10 protein-coding genes are annotated in these 17,821 nt (G+C 48.9%); 4 read left to right on the top strand and 6 right to left on the bottom strand.

All coding sequences use genetic code 11. The features are described from left to right. Both ACQCN2_RS12535 and ACQCN2_RS12530 read right to left on the bottom strand, forming a co-directional pair. Entirely contained in the window at positions 1–2,844 is a 2,844-nt protein-coding gene (locus ACQCN2_RS12535) for a M60 family metallopeptidase (protein ID WP_426929256.1), read from the bottom strand. Between the two features lie 370 nt (positions 2,845–3,214). After that, a complete protein-coding gene (locus ACQCN2_RS12530) occupies positions 3,215–3,997 on the bottom strand; it encodes an HAD family hydrolase (RefSeq protein ID WP_426929255.1) in 783 nt (260 codons plus the stop codon). A 253-nt stretch (positions 3,998–4,250) separates the two neighbouring features. On the opposite strand from ACQCN2_RS12530, the gene ACQCN2_RS12525 reads away from it, so the two are divergent. The 4 genes from ACQCN2_RS12525 (at position 4,251) to ACQCN2_RS12510 (ending at position 7,468) form a co-directional block, all read left to right on the top strand. Then, positions 4,251–4,943 carry a CoA transferase subunit A gene (locus tag ACQCN2_RS12525; protein ID WP_426929254.1) on the top strand — a complete coding sequence of 231 codons (693 nt, stop codon included), beginning with the start codon at positions 4,251–4,253 and terminating at the stop codon, positions 4,941–4,943. A 25-nt stretch (positions 4,944–4,968) separates the two neighbouring features. Next, positions 4,969–5,625 (top strand): CoA transferase subunit B, encoded by a 657-nt coding sequence (locus ACQCN2_RS12520; RefSeq protein ID WP_426929253.1) that lies wholly within the window; start codon positions 4,969–4,971, stop codon positions 5,623–5,625. A gap of 342 nt (positions 5,626–5,967) precedes the next feature. Next, on the top strand, positions 5,968–6,639 hold the full coding sequence (locus ACQCN2_RS12515) for an alpha/beta hydrolase (RefSeq protein ID WP_426929252.1): 672 nt from the start codon (positions 5,968–5,970) through the stop codon (positions 6,637–6,639). 40 nt (positions 6,640–6,679) lie between these two features. Further along, positions 6,680–7,468: an ABC transporter ATP-binding protein gene (locus ACQCN2_RS12510; protein ID WP_426929251.1), complete on the top strand. Its 789-nt coding sequence runs from the start codon at positions 6,680–6,682 to the stop codon at positions 7,466–7,468. Between the two features lie 49 nt (positions 7,469–7,517). Here the strand turns inward: ACQCN2_RS12510 and purU are convergent, their stop codons facing one another. The 4 genes from purU to addB all read right to left on the bottom strand — a co-directional run bounded on the left by purU (position 7,518) and on the right by addB (position 17,799). Continuing rightward, complete coding sequence (purU, locus tag ACQCN2_RS12505; protein WP_426929250.1) at positions 7,518–8,417, bottom strand: formyltetrahydrofolate deformylase; 900 nt, start codon at positions 8,415–8,417, stop codon at positions 7,518–7,520. A 305-nt stretch (positions 8,418–8,722) separates the two neighbouring features. Beyond that, a complete protein-coding gene (bcaP, locus tag ACQCN2_RS12500; protein ID WP_426929249.1) occupies positions 8,723–10,129 on the bottom strand; it encodes a branched-chain amino acid transporter BcaP in 1,407 nt (468 codons plus the stop codon). A 237-nt stretch (positions 10,130–10,366) separates the two neighbouring features. Next, positions 10,367–14,308 (bottom strand): helicase-exonuclease AddAB subunit AddA, encoded by a 3,942-nt coding sequence (gene addA, locus ACQCN2_RS12495; protein WP_426929248.1) that lies wholly within the window; start codon positions 14,306–14,308, stop codon positions 10,367–10,369. Next, positions 14,305–17,799: a helicase-exonuclease AddAB subunit AddB gene (addB, locus tag ACQCN2_RS12490; RefSeq protein WP_426929247.1), complete on the bottom strand. Its 3,495-nt coding sequence runs from the start codon at positions 17,797–17,799 to the stop codon at positions 14,305–14,307. The genes addA and addB overlap by 4 nt, the downstream gene beginning before the upstream one ends. Positions 17,800–17,821: the final 22 nt, after the last annotated feature.

Below are 17,821 nucleotides of genomic sequence, written 5' to 3'. Positions count from 1 at the left end.
CTACTGCATCGCTGCAAGAGAGTAGTATACATTCATTTCCGCGGCAGATGCCCATCCGCCTACCCCTTGATTCGCTACCAGCTTCACATAGGCTGCTGGCGTCGCGGGAAACTCTGCTTTTTTCTCTATTTTGTCGTTTGCCCACTTGCCCGTCGCTACTTGTGTGAAGTTGGTTCCATCGTTACTTACGAAGACACTATAGTCCGTAATGTTGCCGCTTGTTCCTGATTGTCTAGGCAAATAGCTGATGGAGTTAACAACGTATGTCCCGTTTAGCTTAAGTGTAACCGACTGAGGTAGCGGGTTGGACAAATTCCATTTGGTATGCCAAATGGTCGAAGTGTTTCCGTCGAGCACCATCGAAGCAGCGTTATTGGCAGAAACAAGTTCTTCACTTGTTGCCGTTGCGCTCATCTGGAATTGCGGAATGGTTTGCGGTTTGTCTATATCCGCTGTCAGGTTCCAGATTGGCCAAGCAGGCTTCGGCAGGTTAAGCGCAAGAACAGAATCACGAGCTTTCGATGAGTATTTGAATCCCCAATGATCGAAAAACTCCAACAGATTTTCCCCAGCAATTTGGGAAGTTGTGATCACGAATAAGTCTTTCTTCTGCTGGGTGTCAGCAGGCAAGCTGGATTTATCCATCTCTCTGTACGCCGTATGCAGCTTGGTATAGAAATCCCAACCGTAGGCATACTTCAACTGAGCAAACATGTCCAATCGGACAAACAAATCGCTAATCGATTCGAAATCTTTGTTCGGGTCTGGGTTCACCACATATTGAGCAGCTTGGGAGTATATACTTTTCAACCGCGACTCATTTCCGTAATACTCCTGGACATGCAGGGAATGAAGATTGTTGGTAACCTCCACATTGTCTCCCCACGTCCACGCACTCATCTGAAAATTATGACCCAGCTCATGCCAAAATCCCCAACCGTTATGCTGGATGTCATTCAGATTGACCAAGCTTTTGGAAGTTGAGCCTTGGTACAGCATGATTGGATATCCAGAGTGCATCCAGCCAGCGCTGATTTGTTTGTCTGCCACGTAGCGATAAGGCCAGTCAATGCTTGTATGCGGCAATGGTTTATCGGGAGCTAACCCTACTAAATTCTCATATAAACCATAAATCTCGTCCCACTTCTCCATCAAATCTTGAGGATTATCCAGCGAGCGAATGTCATCTGATGGAATGGTCAGGATGATATGATGGCTCTCTAGCTCTGCCCATGGCGCAGGGTTATTGCGAATGACGTCCTTCCATTCTTGTTCGCTCGTTTTTCCTAGAACAAAGTAAGGCGCTTCGATGACACCGCCGATGGTTACATTGACAACACGTCCTGGCTTGGATTTGTTCGGGATAATGTAGACCAATCCGCCATAAGGACTGCTGATCCGATTAAGCCCGGGCTTCAAGCCTTTTTTCACAACGACTTTGGGAAGGCGATCCCATTTGGTAATCTTCGTTCCTGTCAAATCGTCCGTATGGGCTCCGATTTGAACAGACAAATCAGGTTCGTCTAAGGGAACATCAATGGTAATTTCACTTCCGGCAGGCGCGTATGTCCCCGTACTGACCCAATGTCCTGGTGGGCAAGACATGCGCAAGAAGTCATAATTGGCATACTCCATATTCACAGCGATGGTTTTGTCGACGCGCGGTGTGGTACTGTCTACTTTACCTGGGAACACGTCTGCATCGGCAAATGTCACACCAGTTTCACCCATACTTGCAGTCGTTACTCTGAATTCAATCAGTGAACTTGTGTATGGCTTTTGCAAACGGTCTAGCGGAAGGTTTACGGAACTCATTACATGGTCACTGTCACGCTTGAATGAAGCCAGATAGGGACAGTTTGGCACGATTGATTTCCAGCCCTGACTCACCGACGAGTTGATTCTTGACCAAACATCTTGAGGAGCTTTCTCGCCTTCGATAGCAAAGTCCATAAAAGTTTTGGAATTGTCCTCGACTTGTTTAAGCTCATCGATCAGATTCGAAAGATTGACTCTGTCGATTTTATCCAAGGTAGGTTTCGGATTAGGATCATTGATGCTCTTAGAATCGCCGTTAATTCCGAGTCCTGCTTGGTTGAGCAGCCATTGAACCGGGTAATCTGTTACTTTGACGTTTTGCGGATCTTGGGCTTGCGCGCGGATAGCGTCTGTCGGATAGCCTTCCATTACCCATCCCTTATAGGCGACAATAATGCTTCCGCCATTTTTCACATAGGTGTTCAGCGCTTCCGCTTCCGCTTGGCTTACGTTCTTCGGACTGACAAAAGCGACCGGATAAACAAGCGGATCCAAAGCTTGACTGGTCCAGCTGCTGACCACAACCTGTTCGATTGGTTGGGCGGTTGAGATCGTCAATTTGTTTTTGGTGATAAGCTTGAGCTTTTGCGTGCCTTGAAGCGCATCCGAGTAACGATTCGTGTTGCCCGTAGTCGGGTTCGGAGCTTTATCTTCGGTTAGCCAGAGCACCAGGTTTCTGGTGATTTTTCCATCTGTGGTGCCTATGCTAGCCGCTGGATTGAAATAGTTCTCGGCACCCGCCGCGATGATACGCCCATTCCCGTATCGAGAAGCGCCTGCAAGCGGGTATTTGCCCTGATCGAGCGACACCGCAAATGCGTCCGGGCCAAATACAGTCACCGTCGACGCATTCTGATAGTCCGGGTAGCTTGGCAAATCGGTATATAACGTATTCAAGTCATTATCAATGAAATCGTTCGAGGAAGCCAATGCCGAATCAACCGCAAACGAGGCAGGAATAAAGGGTAAAGCCAAACTTAGCAATAGTAGGATGACCATTATCTTCTGTAAATTCATTTGCTTCATTAAGTTCACTTGCCCCTCTCAGTTGTCTATTCCTTCAAATCGAATTCTGCATTACGAAATCTCTTCAAATTTCACCTCCTCTCATTCTTAAAACGACTGTGGATTGGGCGAATTGAGCGAATTGAAATACTAACGAAATTATTTAAATCGTACTTAAATTTAATATCGGAAATTTAATCATTTTGTAATGTAGTTCTTTATTGCTAGGTTCTAGGGGAATGTTATGGAAGAAATGTTTCATCACATTACGATAAAAACAGGCCACAACGTTGGGTACGTTATGGCCTGCTTCAATATCATCGTGCGATTCACCACTGTAAAGCGGCTAGGTCTTTATTCACATTAGAAAAAGGGCGCTTTAATTACGCCCTTATATCCTTACCTTCTTCAACTCTTCGATCGCCTCTGCCACCGAATCGACGACTTGAACGGCCGCCTTCCTAACCTCTTCTGGTCCATGCCCCATCGCAAAGCTGTGCCTAGCGACCTTGAACATAGAGACGTCGTTAAAGGCGTCCCCAATGCAAGCAACTTCATCAGACGTAATGCCAAGCTTATTCATCAGCGCTTGCAGACCGCGGCCTTTGGATACCCCGGCAGGCATTACATCCAGACAATCCTTATCTGAGATAAAGGTTTCCACGCTATTCCCATGCTTCTGTGCTAGCTCCGCCTGCAAAGCCCTAAGCTTCGTGATATCGCCAAAAAAGCTCAGCTTGCAGGGCGTCTGCCGCTCAAATTTATCCGCAATGTCGGGGTCTACCTGAAATGTGGTGAACATCCTCTGCTGAATCGCTTGGATTGCTTCTGTCTCACCAGGCGTATAAACGGTCTGATTGATCCCAATCAACGTGGCAAAATCGTACGGTGACGCGATTTCGATTAACTGCTTGGCGAGAATCGGCTCGAACGTTTCCGTCTGGAGCAGCTCATTATCCTTCGTGGTAACGAACGCTCCATTCTGACTGATTCGATGGTAGTTGCCTCCTACTTCTCTCATCACCTTTACAAGCTCCACGTCCATTCGTCCTGAAGCCAAGCAAATCTCGATTCCCATCGCAGCCGCTTCCTGTAACGCCTGCTTGTCCGAAGAACGCACCTGTCTGCCCTTATCAAGAAGGGTGCCATCCAGATCCGTGACAAACAATTTCATGCCTATCCAATCCCTTCTCTTTATCCTCGGGGTTATTGTACGCATTTTAGTGGGCAAGTACAACAAACGCTCAGTCAGATCAAACGGTCATGTCCGTTTGATTTGTAACTGGAACTTTTATACTAATAATTGAAATTTCATATCTTTCCGCCTATTCAAACCTTTGTTACAATAGTTAGGTGAAATGATAACGCTTACAGCTGCACTCAACACATCGGAAGAAACCTAAAACTATTTCGTAGGAGTGAACGCAATGGCAAAAATCTATACGTCCTATTCGGAAATTATTGCCGACATTCATGATGGTGCTACTCTACTTGTTGGTGGATTCGGACTGGTTGGTATCCCAGAAAATCTAATCATTGCACTCCGCGACAAAGGAGTAGCCAATCTGACTGTTGTCTCCAACAACTGCGGCGTAGACGACTGGGGTCTGGGACTTCTTCTTCGCGAGAAACAAATCAAAAAAATGGTCTCCTCCTACGTAGGCGAAAATAAAGAATTCGAGCGCCAATTCCTGTCCGGCGAGCTAGAAGTAGAGCTCACCCCACAAGGAACTCTCGCTGAGCGAATCCGCGCGGGTGGTGCGGGGATTCCTGCATTCTATACCCCGGCAGGTGTCGGAACGCCAATCGCAGAAGGACGCGAAACTCGTGTGTTCAACGATAAGGAATACCTGCTGGAATCTGGCATCACAGGAGACTTTTCTTTGATCAAAGCGTGGAAAGCCGATAAAATGGGCAATCTCGTCTTCCGTAAAACCGCTCGTAACTTCAATCCAATGATGGCTACAGCAGGCAAAATCACCATTGTAGAAGTAGAAGAAATCGTGGAGACAGGCGAGCTTGATCCTGACCAGATTCATACACCAAGCGTTTACGTACAGCGCTTGATTCAGGCCCCTTCTTTTGAGAAGCGAATCGAGCGATTAACCACTCGTTCATAACAATTGGGACAGGAGGAGATTGACTATGACACTTACACGCGAACAGGTAGCAATGCGAGCAGCTCAAGAGGTAGAAGACGGATTTTATGTGAATTTGGGTATCGGGATGCCGACACTCGTTGCCAACTACATCCCTGAAGGTAAAACGGTTGTCCTGCAATCAGAGAATGGCTTATTAGGCATCGGCCCTTATCCAACCGAAGCACAAGTGGATCCCGATTTGATTAACGCGGGCAAAGAAACTGTTACAGCCATTCCGGGCGCAGCTTATTTCTCCAGCGCGGAATCCTTCGCGATGATCCGTGGCGGCCACATTGATTTGGCGATTCTTGGCGCTATGGAAGTCTCAGCGAATGGCGATTTGGCCAACTGGATGATCCCCGGCAAAATGGTAAAAGGAATGGGCGGTGCCATGGATTTGGTTCATGGCGCGAAAAAAATCGTCGTCATCATGGAGCACGTAAACAAGCATGGGGAGACCAAAATCCTGAGTGAATGCTCCCTTCCCCTTACTGGCAAGCAAGTAGTGAATCGCATCATTACCGATCGCGCCGTTATGGATGTTACGCCAGAAGGATTGGTTCTTCGGGAAGTGGCGGAAGGATTTACCGTTGAGGATATTCTCGCCTGCACGCAGCCTACGCTGATTGTACCCGACGATGTGAAAACCATCTCGGTTTAGCCCACTTCATCCATTCATGTATAATAAGACCAACATCACTGGTTTCGTGAGGTTGGTCTTTTGCCATTTAGAAAAGACTTCGTCTCTTTACGCTCTGTGGAAGTTCGCAATGATGTTAATAAGTCCGCTCTCTCAATCCGAAAGGGAGTCGCCAAACGCTTCGCGCCCTTCGGGTTGGGTGGCGCCTTTTATCCCTTTCTCCTTTCCTTCGCTAAGTGTCACTTCCAAGGAGACTTCAAGCGACGAAGTCTTTTCTTGGCGGGCTTTCGCGAATGGATAAGTTTAATAACTTTACCACTGTAAAGTTATTAAACTCCAATATTGTAAAAAAGGAGTGACAGTATGCGGCAAATCGGTTGTCTCGTCATCCATGGTTTCGCTGGTGACGTCCATGAAGTGATCACTTTGGCTACCGCCTTAAAAGATCAAGGATATATCGTCGAATGCCCGACTCTGGAAGGACACGGATTGGGGCGTAAGCACTTGGGCAAAAGCTCCCGTGAAAAATGGGTACGCTCCGCGCATGAGGCTTACAAACGTCTCGCCATGCGGACGGATGAAATTGTGGTCATCGGCTTTTCGATGGGTGGATTGCTGGGTGTCCATCTGGCCAGCTCCTACCCGATCAAGCAACTCGTCACCATCAATACCCCCTATTACTATTGGGATATTGGGCAGGCCTGGCGCAACCTGCGGGAGGATACTCGCGGTCACTTCCGCCGCTACCTGAACAGTCTGGTGAAAATTCCAGTTCCAAGCATGCTGCAATTCAGGAGATTGCTGGCTGAAACCAAGCAGCTCCTGCCAAAAGTGAATTGTCCCTACTTGATCCTGCAAGGATTAAAGGACGACACCGTTAAATCAGTCAGTGCCGAGCATCTCCGTCAGCATGTCGACAGTGATCAAGTGGAGATTGTTTATTTTCCTGAATCCGGGCATTTGCTTCTCAAAGGCTCTGAAGCAAAAGAAGCGATTCGCCTGATTCAAGAGCAAATCGCTTCTCATAGAGATTAAAAAAACTTGTTCACTGAAAATGATAGCGGGGTGTATCAGTATGGAATATATCATTGAAATTGAGGGAGTTAACTGGATACGCGGCGAAAATTTGCTGCTGAAGGATGTAAACTGGCGTGTTCGGCGCAATGAGCATTGGGCGCTGCTTGGCTTGAACGGTTCAGGAAAGACGACGCTGCTCAATATGATTAACGGCTACATTTGGCCTACAAACGGTCGTATTAGCGTGCTGAACCACCGTTTCGGCGAGTTCGATTTGCGGGAACTTCGGCAGTCCATCGGCTGGGTCAGTTCCTCTTTGCAAGAGAAGCTGCATGGCTCCGATAAGACACAATACGTTGTCATTAGCGGCAAATTCGCCTCCATTGGGCTGTACGAGAAGCCTTCCGAGGAAGACTTCTCTCGGGCTGAAGCGTTAATGGCTTCACTCGGGTGCCTGCATCTATATGACCGCGAATATCAAACCTGCTCTCAGGGAGAAAAACAGAAGCTTCTCATCGCGCGGGCGCTGATGGCTGATCCGCAGTTGCTTATTCTGGACGAGCCGTGCAACGGGCTTGACCTGTTCTCTCGGGAAAAGCTGCTTGCGAGCATTCATGATTTGACTCAGCAAGTGAACATGCCAACCCTGATTTATGTCACACACCATACGGAAGAAATATTGCCGGTATTCACCCACACGCTCTTGTTGCGACGAGGAGAAGTGGTCCGGCAAGGCGAGACGGCGTCGATTATGGATTCCAGCACGCTAAGCGCCTTTTTCGAAGCTCCGGTCGCGGTAGAAAACCACAATGAGCGTTATTACGTCCGGTTATCAGAACCTATGTAATTCGCCCCCTGTCTTTACGTCACGATTAAGCACTCCTTTTACAAATAGCCTACGGGAACACAACTGTCTTATTATTGTAGACCAATACACGATCCTCCACATGCCAGGCAACCGCTCTCGCCAGGGTCGTCCGTTCAATTTGTCGGCCGATCTGCTTCAAGGCGTCCACATCATAACGATGGGTGACACGCTGGACATCTTGTTCAATGATTGGTCCCGCATCCAATTCTTCCGTTACATAATGCGCAGTTGCTCCAATTAGCTTCACGCCGCGTTCGTAGGCTCGCTCGTACGGTTTGGCTCCAACAAAAGCAGGCAGGAACGAATGGTGGATGTTAATAATCTTGTTAGCATAGTCCTTCAAGAAGTATGGCGTAAGAATCTGCATATAGCGAGCCAAAATAATCAGGTCCGCTTTTCCCTCAACCAGCTCGATTTGTTTTTTCTCCGCTTCTTCTTTGGTCTCTTTGGTCACGGGCACATGGTAAAATGGGATATCAAACGACTCCACGGTATCCTTCAAGTCCGGGTGATTACTGATAACCATCGCGATATCGGCATGCAGCGCGCCAGAGTTATACTGCCAGAGCAGCTCCAGCAAGCAGTGGTCTTCCCTGGAAACAAAAATCGCCAGGCGCTTCCGCTTACTCGCCTCTACCATTCTCCAGCTCATCTCAAAGGAACGAGCAATCTCTTCAAATTCTTCCCGCAACGAATCGAATCGCCTGGCCAAGTCTGGAATATCAAACTCAATCCGCATGAAGAAGCGGCCGCCCTCAGGGTCTGTTGAATATTGATCCGACTGCGCAATATTGGCTCCCCGTTCAGCAAGAAACCGCGTGACAGCAGCCACAATGCCCGGTTGGTCTGGGCAAGCGATGAGCATTCGAGCGCGATCTTTATGTTTTTTCTGATACATCTCCCATTCGCGATCAATTAAACGATGCATGTTGACTCCTCCACTCTCTCTATTGATTCTCAACAGTATAGCACTCCAATGAACGACGTCCAACTGATAGAAAAGACTTCGTCCCTCTATGCTCTGTTTAAGCTCGCATGTAGCATTTACTGTCCGCTTTGTTTCGCTTAAAATGAGCTCGAGCGGACGAAGTCTTTTCTTGGTGGGCTTGCGCAAATGGAAGGAATGCCAAACCACTTTACCACTGTAAAGCAGTTTGACATTCCAATATTATTAAAAAGGCACCCGCACCGATTCGATGGGATGCCTTCTTCTAGCTTTTTTGTTCTTCAATCTTATTTGGAGCTTGGCCCAGACGATCTCAACACGCTGTTCTTGCGTCCGTAAGAGAAGTAAACGACGATCCCAATGACTAGCCATACCAAGAAGCCGATCCATGTGATTTCAGGCAAGCTCACAACCAAATAACCGCAGAGCAGAATCGACAGGATGGGAATCAACGGAACCATTGGCACACGGAAGGCACGTGGAAGGTCTGGATTCGTTTTACGTAGCACCATTACTCCTACAGAAACGACGATGAAGGCAAACAAAGTACCGATGTTGGTCAAATCAGCCAACTTGTCCAATGGAACCAACCCACCGAAAATGGCACAAACCGTTGCTACGATCAAGGTGCTCTTCACAGGTGTCTGTGTTTTTTCGTTTACCTGTGCGAAGGTCTTCGGCAACAAACCATCACGACTCATGGCAAATACCAGACGAGTTTGTCCATACATCATAACCAAAAGAACTGTGGTGATCCCCATGATTGCCCCCAACGAAATGAACCCTGCGACCCAATCCTGATGAACGAACTGAAGCGCGAAAGCAACCGGGTTTTTCACGTCAAGCATGGTGTAAGGAACAATCCCAGTCAACACAAGTGATACGGCAATATAAAGAACGGTACAAATGGCGAGGGACGCGATAATCCCAACTGGCATGTTACGTTGTGGATTGCGTACTTCTTCCGCTGCGGTAGAAACGGCATCAAAACCGATATAGGCAAAAAATACAGTAGCCGCACCCTTTACAACACCAGAGAATCCAAATGGCATGAACGGCGACCAGTTCGCAGGCTTCACGTAGCCTACCCCAACGACGAGGAACAGGACGACAACAGCAAGCTTTATCAATACCATGATGTTGTTCATTTTGGCTGATTCGCGTACCCCCTTAATCAGGAGTGAAGCGATCAAGAAAATAATCAACACGGCTGGAAGGTCGATAATGGTTCCTTTTGACGGATCATAGGCACTGGTTAAAGCTGTTGGTATGTGAATATTGAAACCGGCGAGCAACCCTTGCAAATAGCCCGACCAACCACTTGCGACCGCGGAAACCGCTAACCCGTACTCCAGAATCAAGTCCCAGCCCAGTATCCAAGCGATTAACTCGCCAAAAGTCGCATAGCTGTAAGTGTAAGCACTGCCTGATACAGGAACCGAAGAAGCGAATTCCGCGTAGCAAAGGGCCGCGAACACACAGGCTAGTCCAGACAAAATGAACGATAAAATTAACGCGGGCCCAGCATGTTTCGCCGCAGCCACACCAGTTAGAACGAAAATACCAGTACCGATAATCGCACCGATCCCCAGCATGGTTAAGTCAAACCCTCCAAGAACCTTCTTGAGCGATCCGCTTTTAGCATTCGACTGTTGCAATAATTCAGCAATTGATTTCTTTCGAAACAAATCCACTGTAAAACCCCCTAATTGGATCTAGTTGTCTTGTATGGTTTCCAACATTTGCTTTTACCCTTTACTCCTTTTAAGCATCTCTATGTTAAGTCATTATATATTGTCGAATAATGTAGAACAATAAGAAAATTCAATATCTATAAAATTTTAATAATAAAATTTATTTGATTAATTATTTATACGCAAAGAAACCACAATCACTGGGACTGTGGTTTCTTTGTCATATTGGAATGTTTCTTATCCTCTGTTTACCTGTACAAGCAAATCTCGATCAAAATAGTAAAGATAACTAGAACTTACCTTGCGTCTCCAGATGCGCTCAATCGCTCGAATATAGCTTTGCACCTGTTTGTGGTATCTCGCTTCCAGTGAACGGATGAGATCAGCCGTAAGCTCACCCTCGATCGCGTCGGTTTTGTAGTCCACAAGAGTAAGGGTGCCGTCGTCGTGTTCGATAAGACAATCAAGCACACCCTGCACGATAATCTGATCGCCTTCTGACTGATCCGTCAGCCACTCATCCTCGATCACTTCTTTGGCGGAAACCGCCATAGTGAACGGAAGCTCCCGGTATACCCACGGCGCATTCTTCATTGTTTGACCAAGTTCTGTCTCAAAGAATCGGACAATCTTGCCAATATCAAGGCATGATGCCTGTTCTTCCGTTAAAAACTGACGCTCTACCAGACGACTTATCTGATTTGCTACATCGGACTGGCTTAATTCACCAGTCAGGTCAAGATGCTGCATAACTAAGTGAGTGAAGGTTCCGACTTCCGCCCGTGTGAACGGAGTTATTTTTCGATTATTGGTTGAACGGTCAATCATTTCATCATTTCTTGCTAAAAATTTTGGTTTATTCGTAAGTTTAGTTACTTGTAATTTCTGAAAGGGTGAACCCTTGTACGACGGCTTGTGATCGACTTGTTCCGCAAGCTCATTCTCTCGGGAACTCTTGTCTTGTTCCAGTCGTTTCAATTCGGTTACGGTCCATTTCGCCGCTAACTGTGTAGATCGCTCAAATGGATATTGCCAGGCGAGCCGCTGTTCGATAACGGAACGCCAGTGGATGTCTTCTGGTCGTCCCTCGATTGGAACAAGTTGGGTTAACTGCCTCCAGGTTCCTTCATTCGGTGCTTGTGAGATGTTTTGGGCAGAGAACTCTTGCGCTTGGCGAATCACAACCTGCCAGCGGGAATCATCTGGAACCATCCTCACCATCAGCTCGTGCCCCAGCTCCTTGAATCGCTCCCTGAGCAGCGCTCCGTCCGGATGACGGACAACGGAACGCCCGAGCCAATCGAGGTAGCCTTTGGCGTTCATTAACTCTTCGTCTGCAAGGGACTCTTTATCTCCCGTCTGATCACACCACTGGGACAGACTTTTCGTCAGATCCTTGAGCGAACCGACAAGCAGAAGCTTCTCTCTTGCCCTGGTTAAAGCTACGTACAAGACGCGCATTTCTTCGGCAAGCAATTCTGTCCGCATTCGCTCGCGGATTCCCAGATAGCTCAGGCTGGGATACCGCAATCGCAAGGAACTGTCCATGACTTGAGCTCCAAAGCCCAAATCCTTGTGCAGTAAGAACTTGCTCTTGAGATCCATTGTATTGAACTGTTTCCCTAAACCCGCCACGAAAACAACAGGGAACTCCAAGCCTTTACTTTTGTGAATCGTCATGATCCGAACCACGTTCTCGTTCTCGCCAACAATCCGGGCTTCACCCAAGTCGCTTCCTCGTTCCTTTAATCGGTCAATGAAACGCAAGAAACGGAACAAACCACGATAGGAGGTCGCTTCATACTGTCTGGCTCGATCATACAGGGCTTGCAGATTAGCATTGCGCTGAGCGCCATTCTCCAGTGATGTCACGTAGTCCTGATACCCAGTCTCCCGATAAATCAGTGCGATCAAATCGGCTAGAGAGCCTTGTCTTGCTCTCGTTCTCCATTGATGCAGCATCTCGTAGAACCTGCGTAGAATCCATAACCAGCCAAATTCCTTATCGGATTCCTCACTCTTGAACAACTCCACCGCTTGGTAAAACGGGATGGACGGATAGGCTACGCGAATCTGGGCAAGCCGCTCTTCTCGAAGTCCGACGATTGGAGAGCGCAGAACCGCCGTTAACGGAATATCCTGCTTCGGGTTGTCAATCACACGAAGCAACGACATCATGACTTCCACTTCAGTTGCCGAGAAATAGCCGTCGCTTTGTTCCGCGTGAACCGGGATTCCCATGGCTCTGAATTCTTCCAGCATCGGCTGTGCCCAACCAGCTGTAGCACGCAACAGAATCACAATGTCACGATAGGCTAATGGACGCAGTCCGCCTTCTTTTTTGTCAAATACCAATAGTGGCTTGCCGCCTTCCCCTGGTTCCATCCATTGGTGAATCCGCTTCGCAATCAGTCTCGCCTCAAGCTGGGCCACTGATGCCTCCTCTTGCTCGTTTACCTGCTGATCCGCTTGCTCCGATGAGCTTTCCTCCATCGTCTCTAATGGAAAGGAATCGGCTTCAAGCGAGTCATCTGTGATTTTTGACCGGTCGATCAAGTGCAATTCTACCGACAATTGCTCGCTGTCTACTTCAGGGTAACGCGCTCGTCCGATCAATTCGGCGGATCGGTCGTAAGTAAGCTCCCCTACGCGTGGGGTCATGATCTGGCGAAACACATAGTTGACCGCATCTACCACTTCCTGACGACTTCGGAAGTTAGCCGCCAAGTCGATTCGATGGCCATCAGACTGAGAATCTGAATGAGCGAATGAACCCCAATCCTGCTTACGAGAATAGGTAGAGTATTTTTGTAAAAAGAGCTTCGGTTCAGCCAGACGGAAGCGATAAATGCTTTGTTTGACGTCCCCAACCATGAATCGATTGGAAACCCCGTTCGTTTCAACATCACGCGAAACCATCTGTAATATCGTCTCTTGAACGAGGTTAATATCCTGATATTCATCGACTAGAACCTCGGCAAACTGTTCGCGGAGTTGCAACGCGATGGAAGACGGGCAACTCCCAGGCTCGTCCGCCTGATGCTCCACGAGAATTTGCAAAGCAAGATGCTCCAAATCCCCGAAATCGACAATCGCTCGAGAGCGCTTCTCCGCTTGATACGCTTCATCAAATTGAATCACCAAGCGAGCTAATGTACCCAGCACCGGAGCCATTTGGAGAATATCCGCGCGATATTGAGCGGTGTCAGTGGAGAAATACTCTTCGACAAGCTTTTTCACTCGATCCTTCACGCCATTGCGCAAGGCTTGCACCTGTTCCTTGACGAGAGGATCGGCGTCTTTTACCCCCGGCAATCGACCAAACGTAATCGCGCGGATCGACGCCTCCATCGCTTCCCAACCGCTCTCAGAGGCAGCTTGTGCGGCTTGCACGGCTTGGTGCTCTTTTTCTAAAAGGGGAACATACGCCTGTGGTCCTTCCGTTGAACCCGCCAAACGCAAAGCCTTCTCTAAATGGGCTTGAGTCGCTTGCAGCTGAAGCTGGATGGACGCCGTGATGCTCGACGTCCAGGGAAGCTCGGCGATGGATGTATCCGCCTCGATTTGAAACATCCCTGCCGCTTCTTGAAGCCAACGGGAGGGTTCTGGATGGCTTCGGGAAAACTCATACAGCTTCAACAACAGAGTGGCTAATCCTGCATCATCCTGCCCCTCTACCATCACGTCGGCCAGTGTGACAAACTCGTCATCGCTTGCGTACCACTTCTCCAGCTGCTCCTCCAGTACGTCTTGCCGAATAAGCTCCATCTCCAAGGGATCCGCTATCCGAAAGTTGGGGTCGAGATCAACCATATAGTAGTACTGCCTGAGCAAATTCAGACAGAACGAGTGGATCGTGGTGATCGTCGCGCGCTGCAGCATGCTAAGCTGTTTGCGGACATGATGTGAAACAGGATTCTCCTCCAGCGCCTTGCGCAAAGCGTCCCCGATCCGGTGGCGCATCTCTGCCGCCGCCGCATTGGTGAACGTCACGACAAGCAATTGATCCACACCAATCGGATCATGATCGTCCAGAATTCTACGAATAATGCGCTCTACCAGGACGGAGGTTTTACCTGATCCAGCGGCAGCGGCGACCAGCAGGTTCTGTCCGCGCGCAATAATCGCTTCCCACTGTTCGTCTGTCCATTGTTCTGGTTTGGTTTGATTTGCGGTCATGACGATTCCTCTCCCCCTTCCTGACTGGCAAGGGTCTTACTCCCTGCTCCATCCGCTCCTTGGAGCAGGTCCCAGATTTGATTGTTTTTCATTTTCGCGAGAAGGCGCTCTGTATTGCCTTCAAAGAATTGATCATACTGACATACCGGCTTATAGTCACACAGGTTACAGGCAAGATTAGTACCCTGCGAATACGGTGCAATATCGATTGTGCCATCCAGCATTTGCTCACTGATTTGTTGGACCGTCTTGCGGACGTACTTCTGTAGGGAGTCAAACTGCTCGGCGGTGGCCACCGATGAGTTGGCTGTAAAAGCACCGTCTTTTTTCAATCCGAATGGAATCAAATCAGATGAACCACTATCGGTTTCTCCATCCATCAGGCGAGCAAGCTCTGTATCGGCTAGCATGAGCCCTTTCATTTTGAGCTTCTGGATTCGTTGACGCTCTACTTCTTCCGGTGAAAGAGGGGTTTTGGCAGCAATGACCGGATCCGCTACCTGATAGTAGAACACGCCGCCAATCTCCGCCTTCGTCCCCAGCCACTCTTCGGCATTGGTCACCACGACATCCAGATAAACGAGTAGCTGCAGATTCAAGCCGTTCCAAACATCCATCAACGCAAGGGTTTTGGCTCCCGTCTTGTAGTCGATTACCCTCAGGTAGCGTTTCTCGCCATCGGTTGATTGATCGACGCGGTCTATGCGGCCTAATAATTGGATTGTACTTCCGTCACGGCAGTGAAACTCCAGCCCTGGCAGTTCCGCATCCGCATCAGGTCCGAACGAAACCTCCAACCCAACCGGAACAAATTTGCTACGCTTGGCATGCTCACCCAACGTGGCGATCGCTCGGCCGACTGAGCGTTTCAGCTTGGTGGTCACGAAGCGGTAACGGGCTGTCCGGTTGAGAATGCTGTTTCTCGTCTGCGGCACGACTTCTTCGACCACTTCATGGGCAAGCCGCATGCTGTCCGCTTCGTCCAAGCGTCCCCAATCAAGACCTGCTTCGTTAATTATCTCAACCGCCCGCTTCAAAGACGCGTGGAACAAATCCCCCACATCAAAACGCTCGAGACGATAGTAAGGCCGATCCTTCAGTCTCAGCCCATGGGAAGCAAAGTGTTGAAAAGGACAAGCTTGAAAACGCTCCAGACGCGACACACTCAGTCGCAGCTTCTGCCCATAAAGGGAGCGGCTCGTCTCTTTTTTTAGCGTTCGGGCTGTATTGGTATAGGTAAGCCCGCCCAACAGCCAGCGTTCCCTTGCGTTATTGGGCTTAGAAGCGAACCAGTCATACACTTCCCACCAGAAAGGCGAAAGCGGTGTTCCTTTTTTCAGCTGTCTCAAGAGTGTCACGAGATGTGGAAACACCTGCTTCGGACGCCCCACTAACAACAAATCTTCTTCCCCAATGCCGCTTGGCTCGTTGTGGAAGAACTGAATCGTCAGCTGCGGAAACAGTGATTTCAGCTTATCAAATGCGGAGGAAGGCAAAAGGGCCTTGCCTTCTTCATCCGAAAGCGCGCAGCTCATCACGAAATGCTCCGTTGGTCGTGTCAGCGCTTGGTAGAGTAAGAATTGCTCGGCTAACAGGCGACTTTTGGCCGATGGTGCCAGCTCGATTCCGGCCTGTTCCAGCTTCTCCCGCTCCGCTTCATCCAATAATCCGTCTTCTTGTGGACGCATCGGGAGCACACCGTCATTGGCTCCAAGCAAGAACATCGCCTTGACTTCAGGCTGACGTGACCTCTCCATCTGCCCGATGACCACCTGATCTACAGCAGGAGGAACCAGACCGAGTCGGAAGCTCTCTAAGCCGCTCTCAAGAATTTTGGTAAAGGTCGTCAAATCAACCGATACATCCCCCATGACTTCAACGATCTGGTCAAATAATTCCATTAATCCGTTCCAGACCTGTCCATGCTCACGAGCTTGTTCAATCTCACCATTTTCCTGTGCGGTACGTTGCCATTGCTCCAGCTTTTCGGGAATATGAAGATCGACCAACAGCTGATACAGCATGGCCACCATTGCTTGAATATTTACTTTGGCTGCCTGCTTCATCTGCCAGTCAAAGTTCTTCAACGCATTCACATACCGCTCGCGAATACTGTCGATTTCGGCATAGATTTTGTCCCTTTGCTCAATCTCCCAGTAGCTCTCCTCAAACCATTGGGAGCCGTGGATTCCATACGCCAAGCAGTAATTCTCCAAGAGGTCGATCTCCGAGCGCATTTCCTCTACCGTGATCTCAGCATGAGGGGAACATAAATCAGTCTTAAGACAGCGAAAAACAGCTTCGTATCTCCAGTTGGCGCTAACCATTTCCAATGCCGAACGAACTAGCTCGATCAGCGGGAGATGCATGACATTGCGCTTCTGGTCAAGAAAGTACGGGATTCCTAACTCCGTGAACGTATGAGCGAGAGCATCGGCATATGGCGTCGCATCTCTGAGCATGACCGCCATTTCACGCCAGCGGTATCCTTTTTCCTTCGCCAGCTTCAAGATTTTCAGGCCGACTGCCTCTACCTCCGTGCGGCGATTGGAAGCTGTGAAGGCCTCAATCTCCTCTGCGTGGAACACGGACGGATACCCTGCTTTATTCCCCCAAGCAAAATATGATTTCTCCATGTGTCCAATCGCGGGGCTGTTCGCAAAACGTTGGGGTTGAACCAGCTCGATTGGTTCTTCCATGTCCACTCCGCATTCGCCAGCAAGCTTGCGCAAGCGAATACACGTCTCATGGGTCTGATAAAAAACATCCAGCTCATTCGCTCTCTGATGCTGCAAGGCAGGGTCAAGCGTAAGGGCAATCGTCACTTGCTTGGTGTGTCGCATCAATTGCTCAAGGATCTGATACTCCTGTTTGGTAAAACCAACAAAACCATCGATCCAAATCTGTGCATCTTGAAGATAGCGTGATTGTTCAATCTGACTTGCAACTCTTGTCAGCATATCGTCCGTATCGTAAAACTGTCCGAAGATGTACTCTTCATACGCCCGCATCATGAGCTGCAAATCATGCAGCTTGGCGGACAGAGTGCCAGTACCCCACTCTTCTTGTTGAAGCTGCTCCGCTGTAATCCCAAATGTTTTGCACTCGGTAATCATGCGCGCCAGTTTTTCCGCAAAACCCGGCTGTGTTGACGCTCTTTGGAACAATTGAAGTTCATCTCGGTGACGCTCCAAAAGCATCCTGAGCACCATCTGTTTTCCTAATTCGTCAACAGGCACCAGGCTGCTTCCGCCCATTTCCTGCACGATTCTGTAAGCTAGACGCCCAAAGCTGAGCACCTGAGCCCGAATCGTTCCTTTTGAGGCGGAGGATGCTGCTAGGGTATATTCCGCTTGAAACGTGGCTTGCTCTGGCACGATATAAATGAGTGGCGGGCCGATCGGGTTCGACTCCATTTGATCAACAATTTGGCCCACAATGGTCGTCGTCTTCCCAGTACCAGCTCGCCCAAGGATAAACTGGACGGCCATGATCTCCCCTCCTACCTGTTTG

It is taken from the genome of Brevibacillus ginsengisoli, from assembly GCF_050113715.1.
Lineage (GTDB): Bacteria > Bacillota > Bacilli > Brevibacillales > Brevibacillaceae > Brevibacillus_H > Brevibacillus_H ginsengisoli.
The sequence above is the reverse complement of the archived record's forward strand: the minus strand, read 5'-3'. Positions and strand labels throughout refer to the sequence as shown.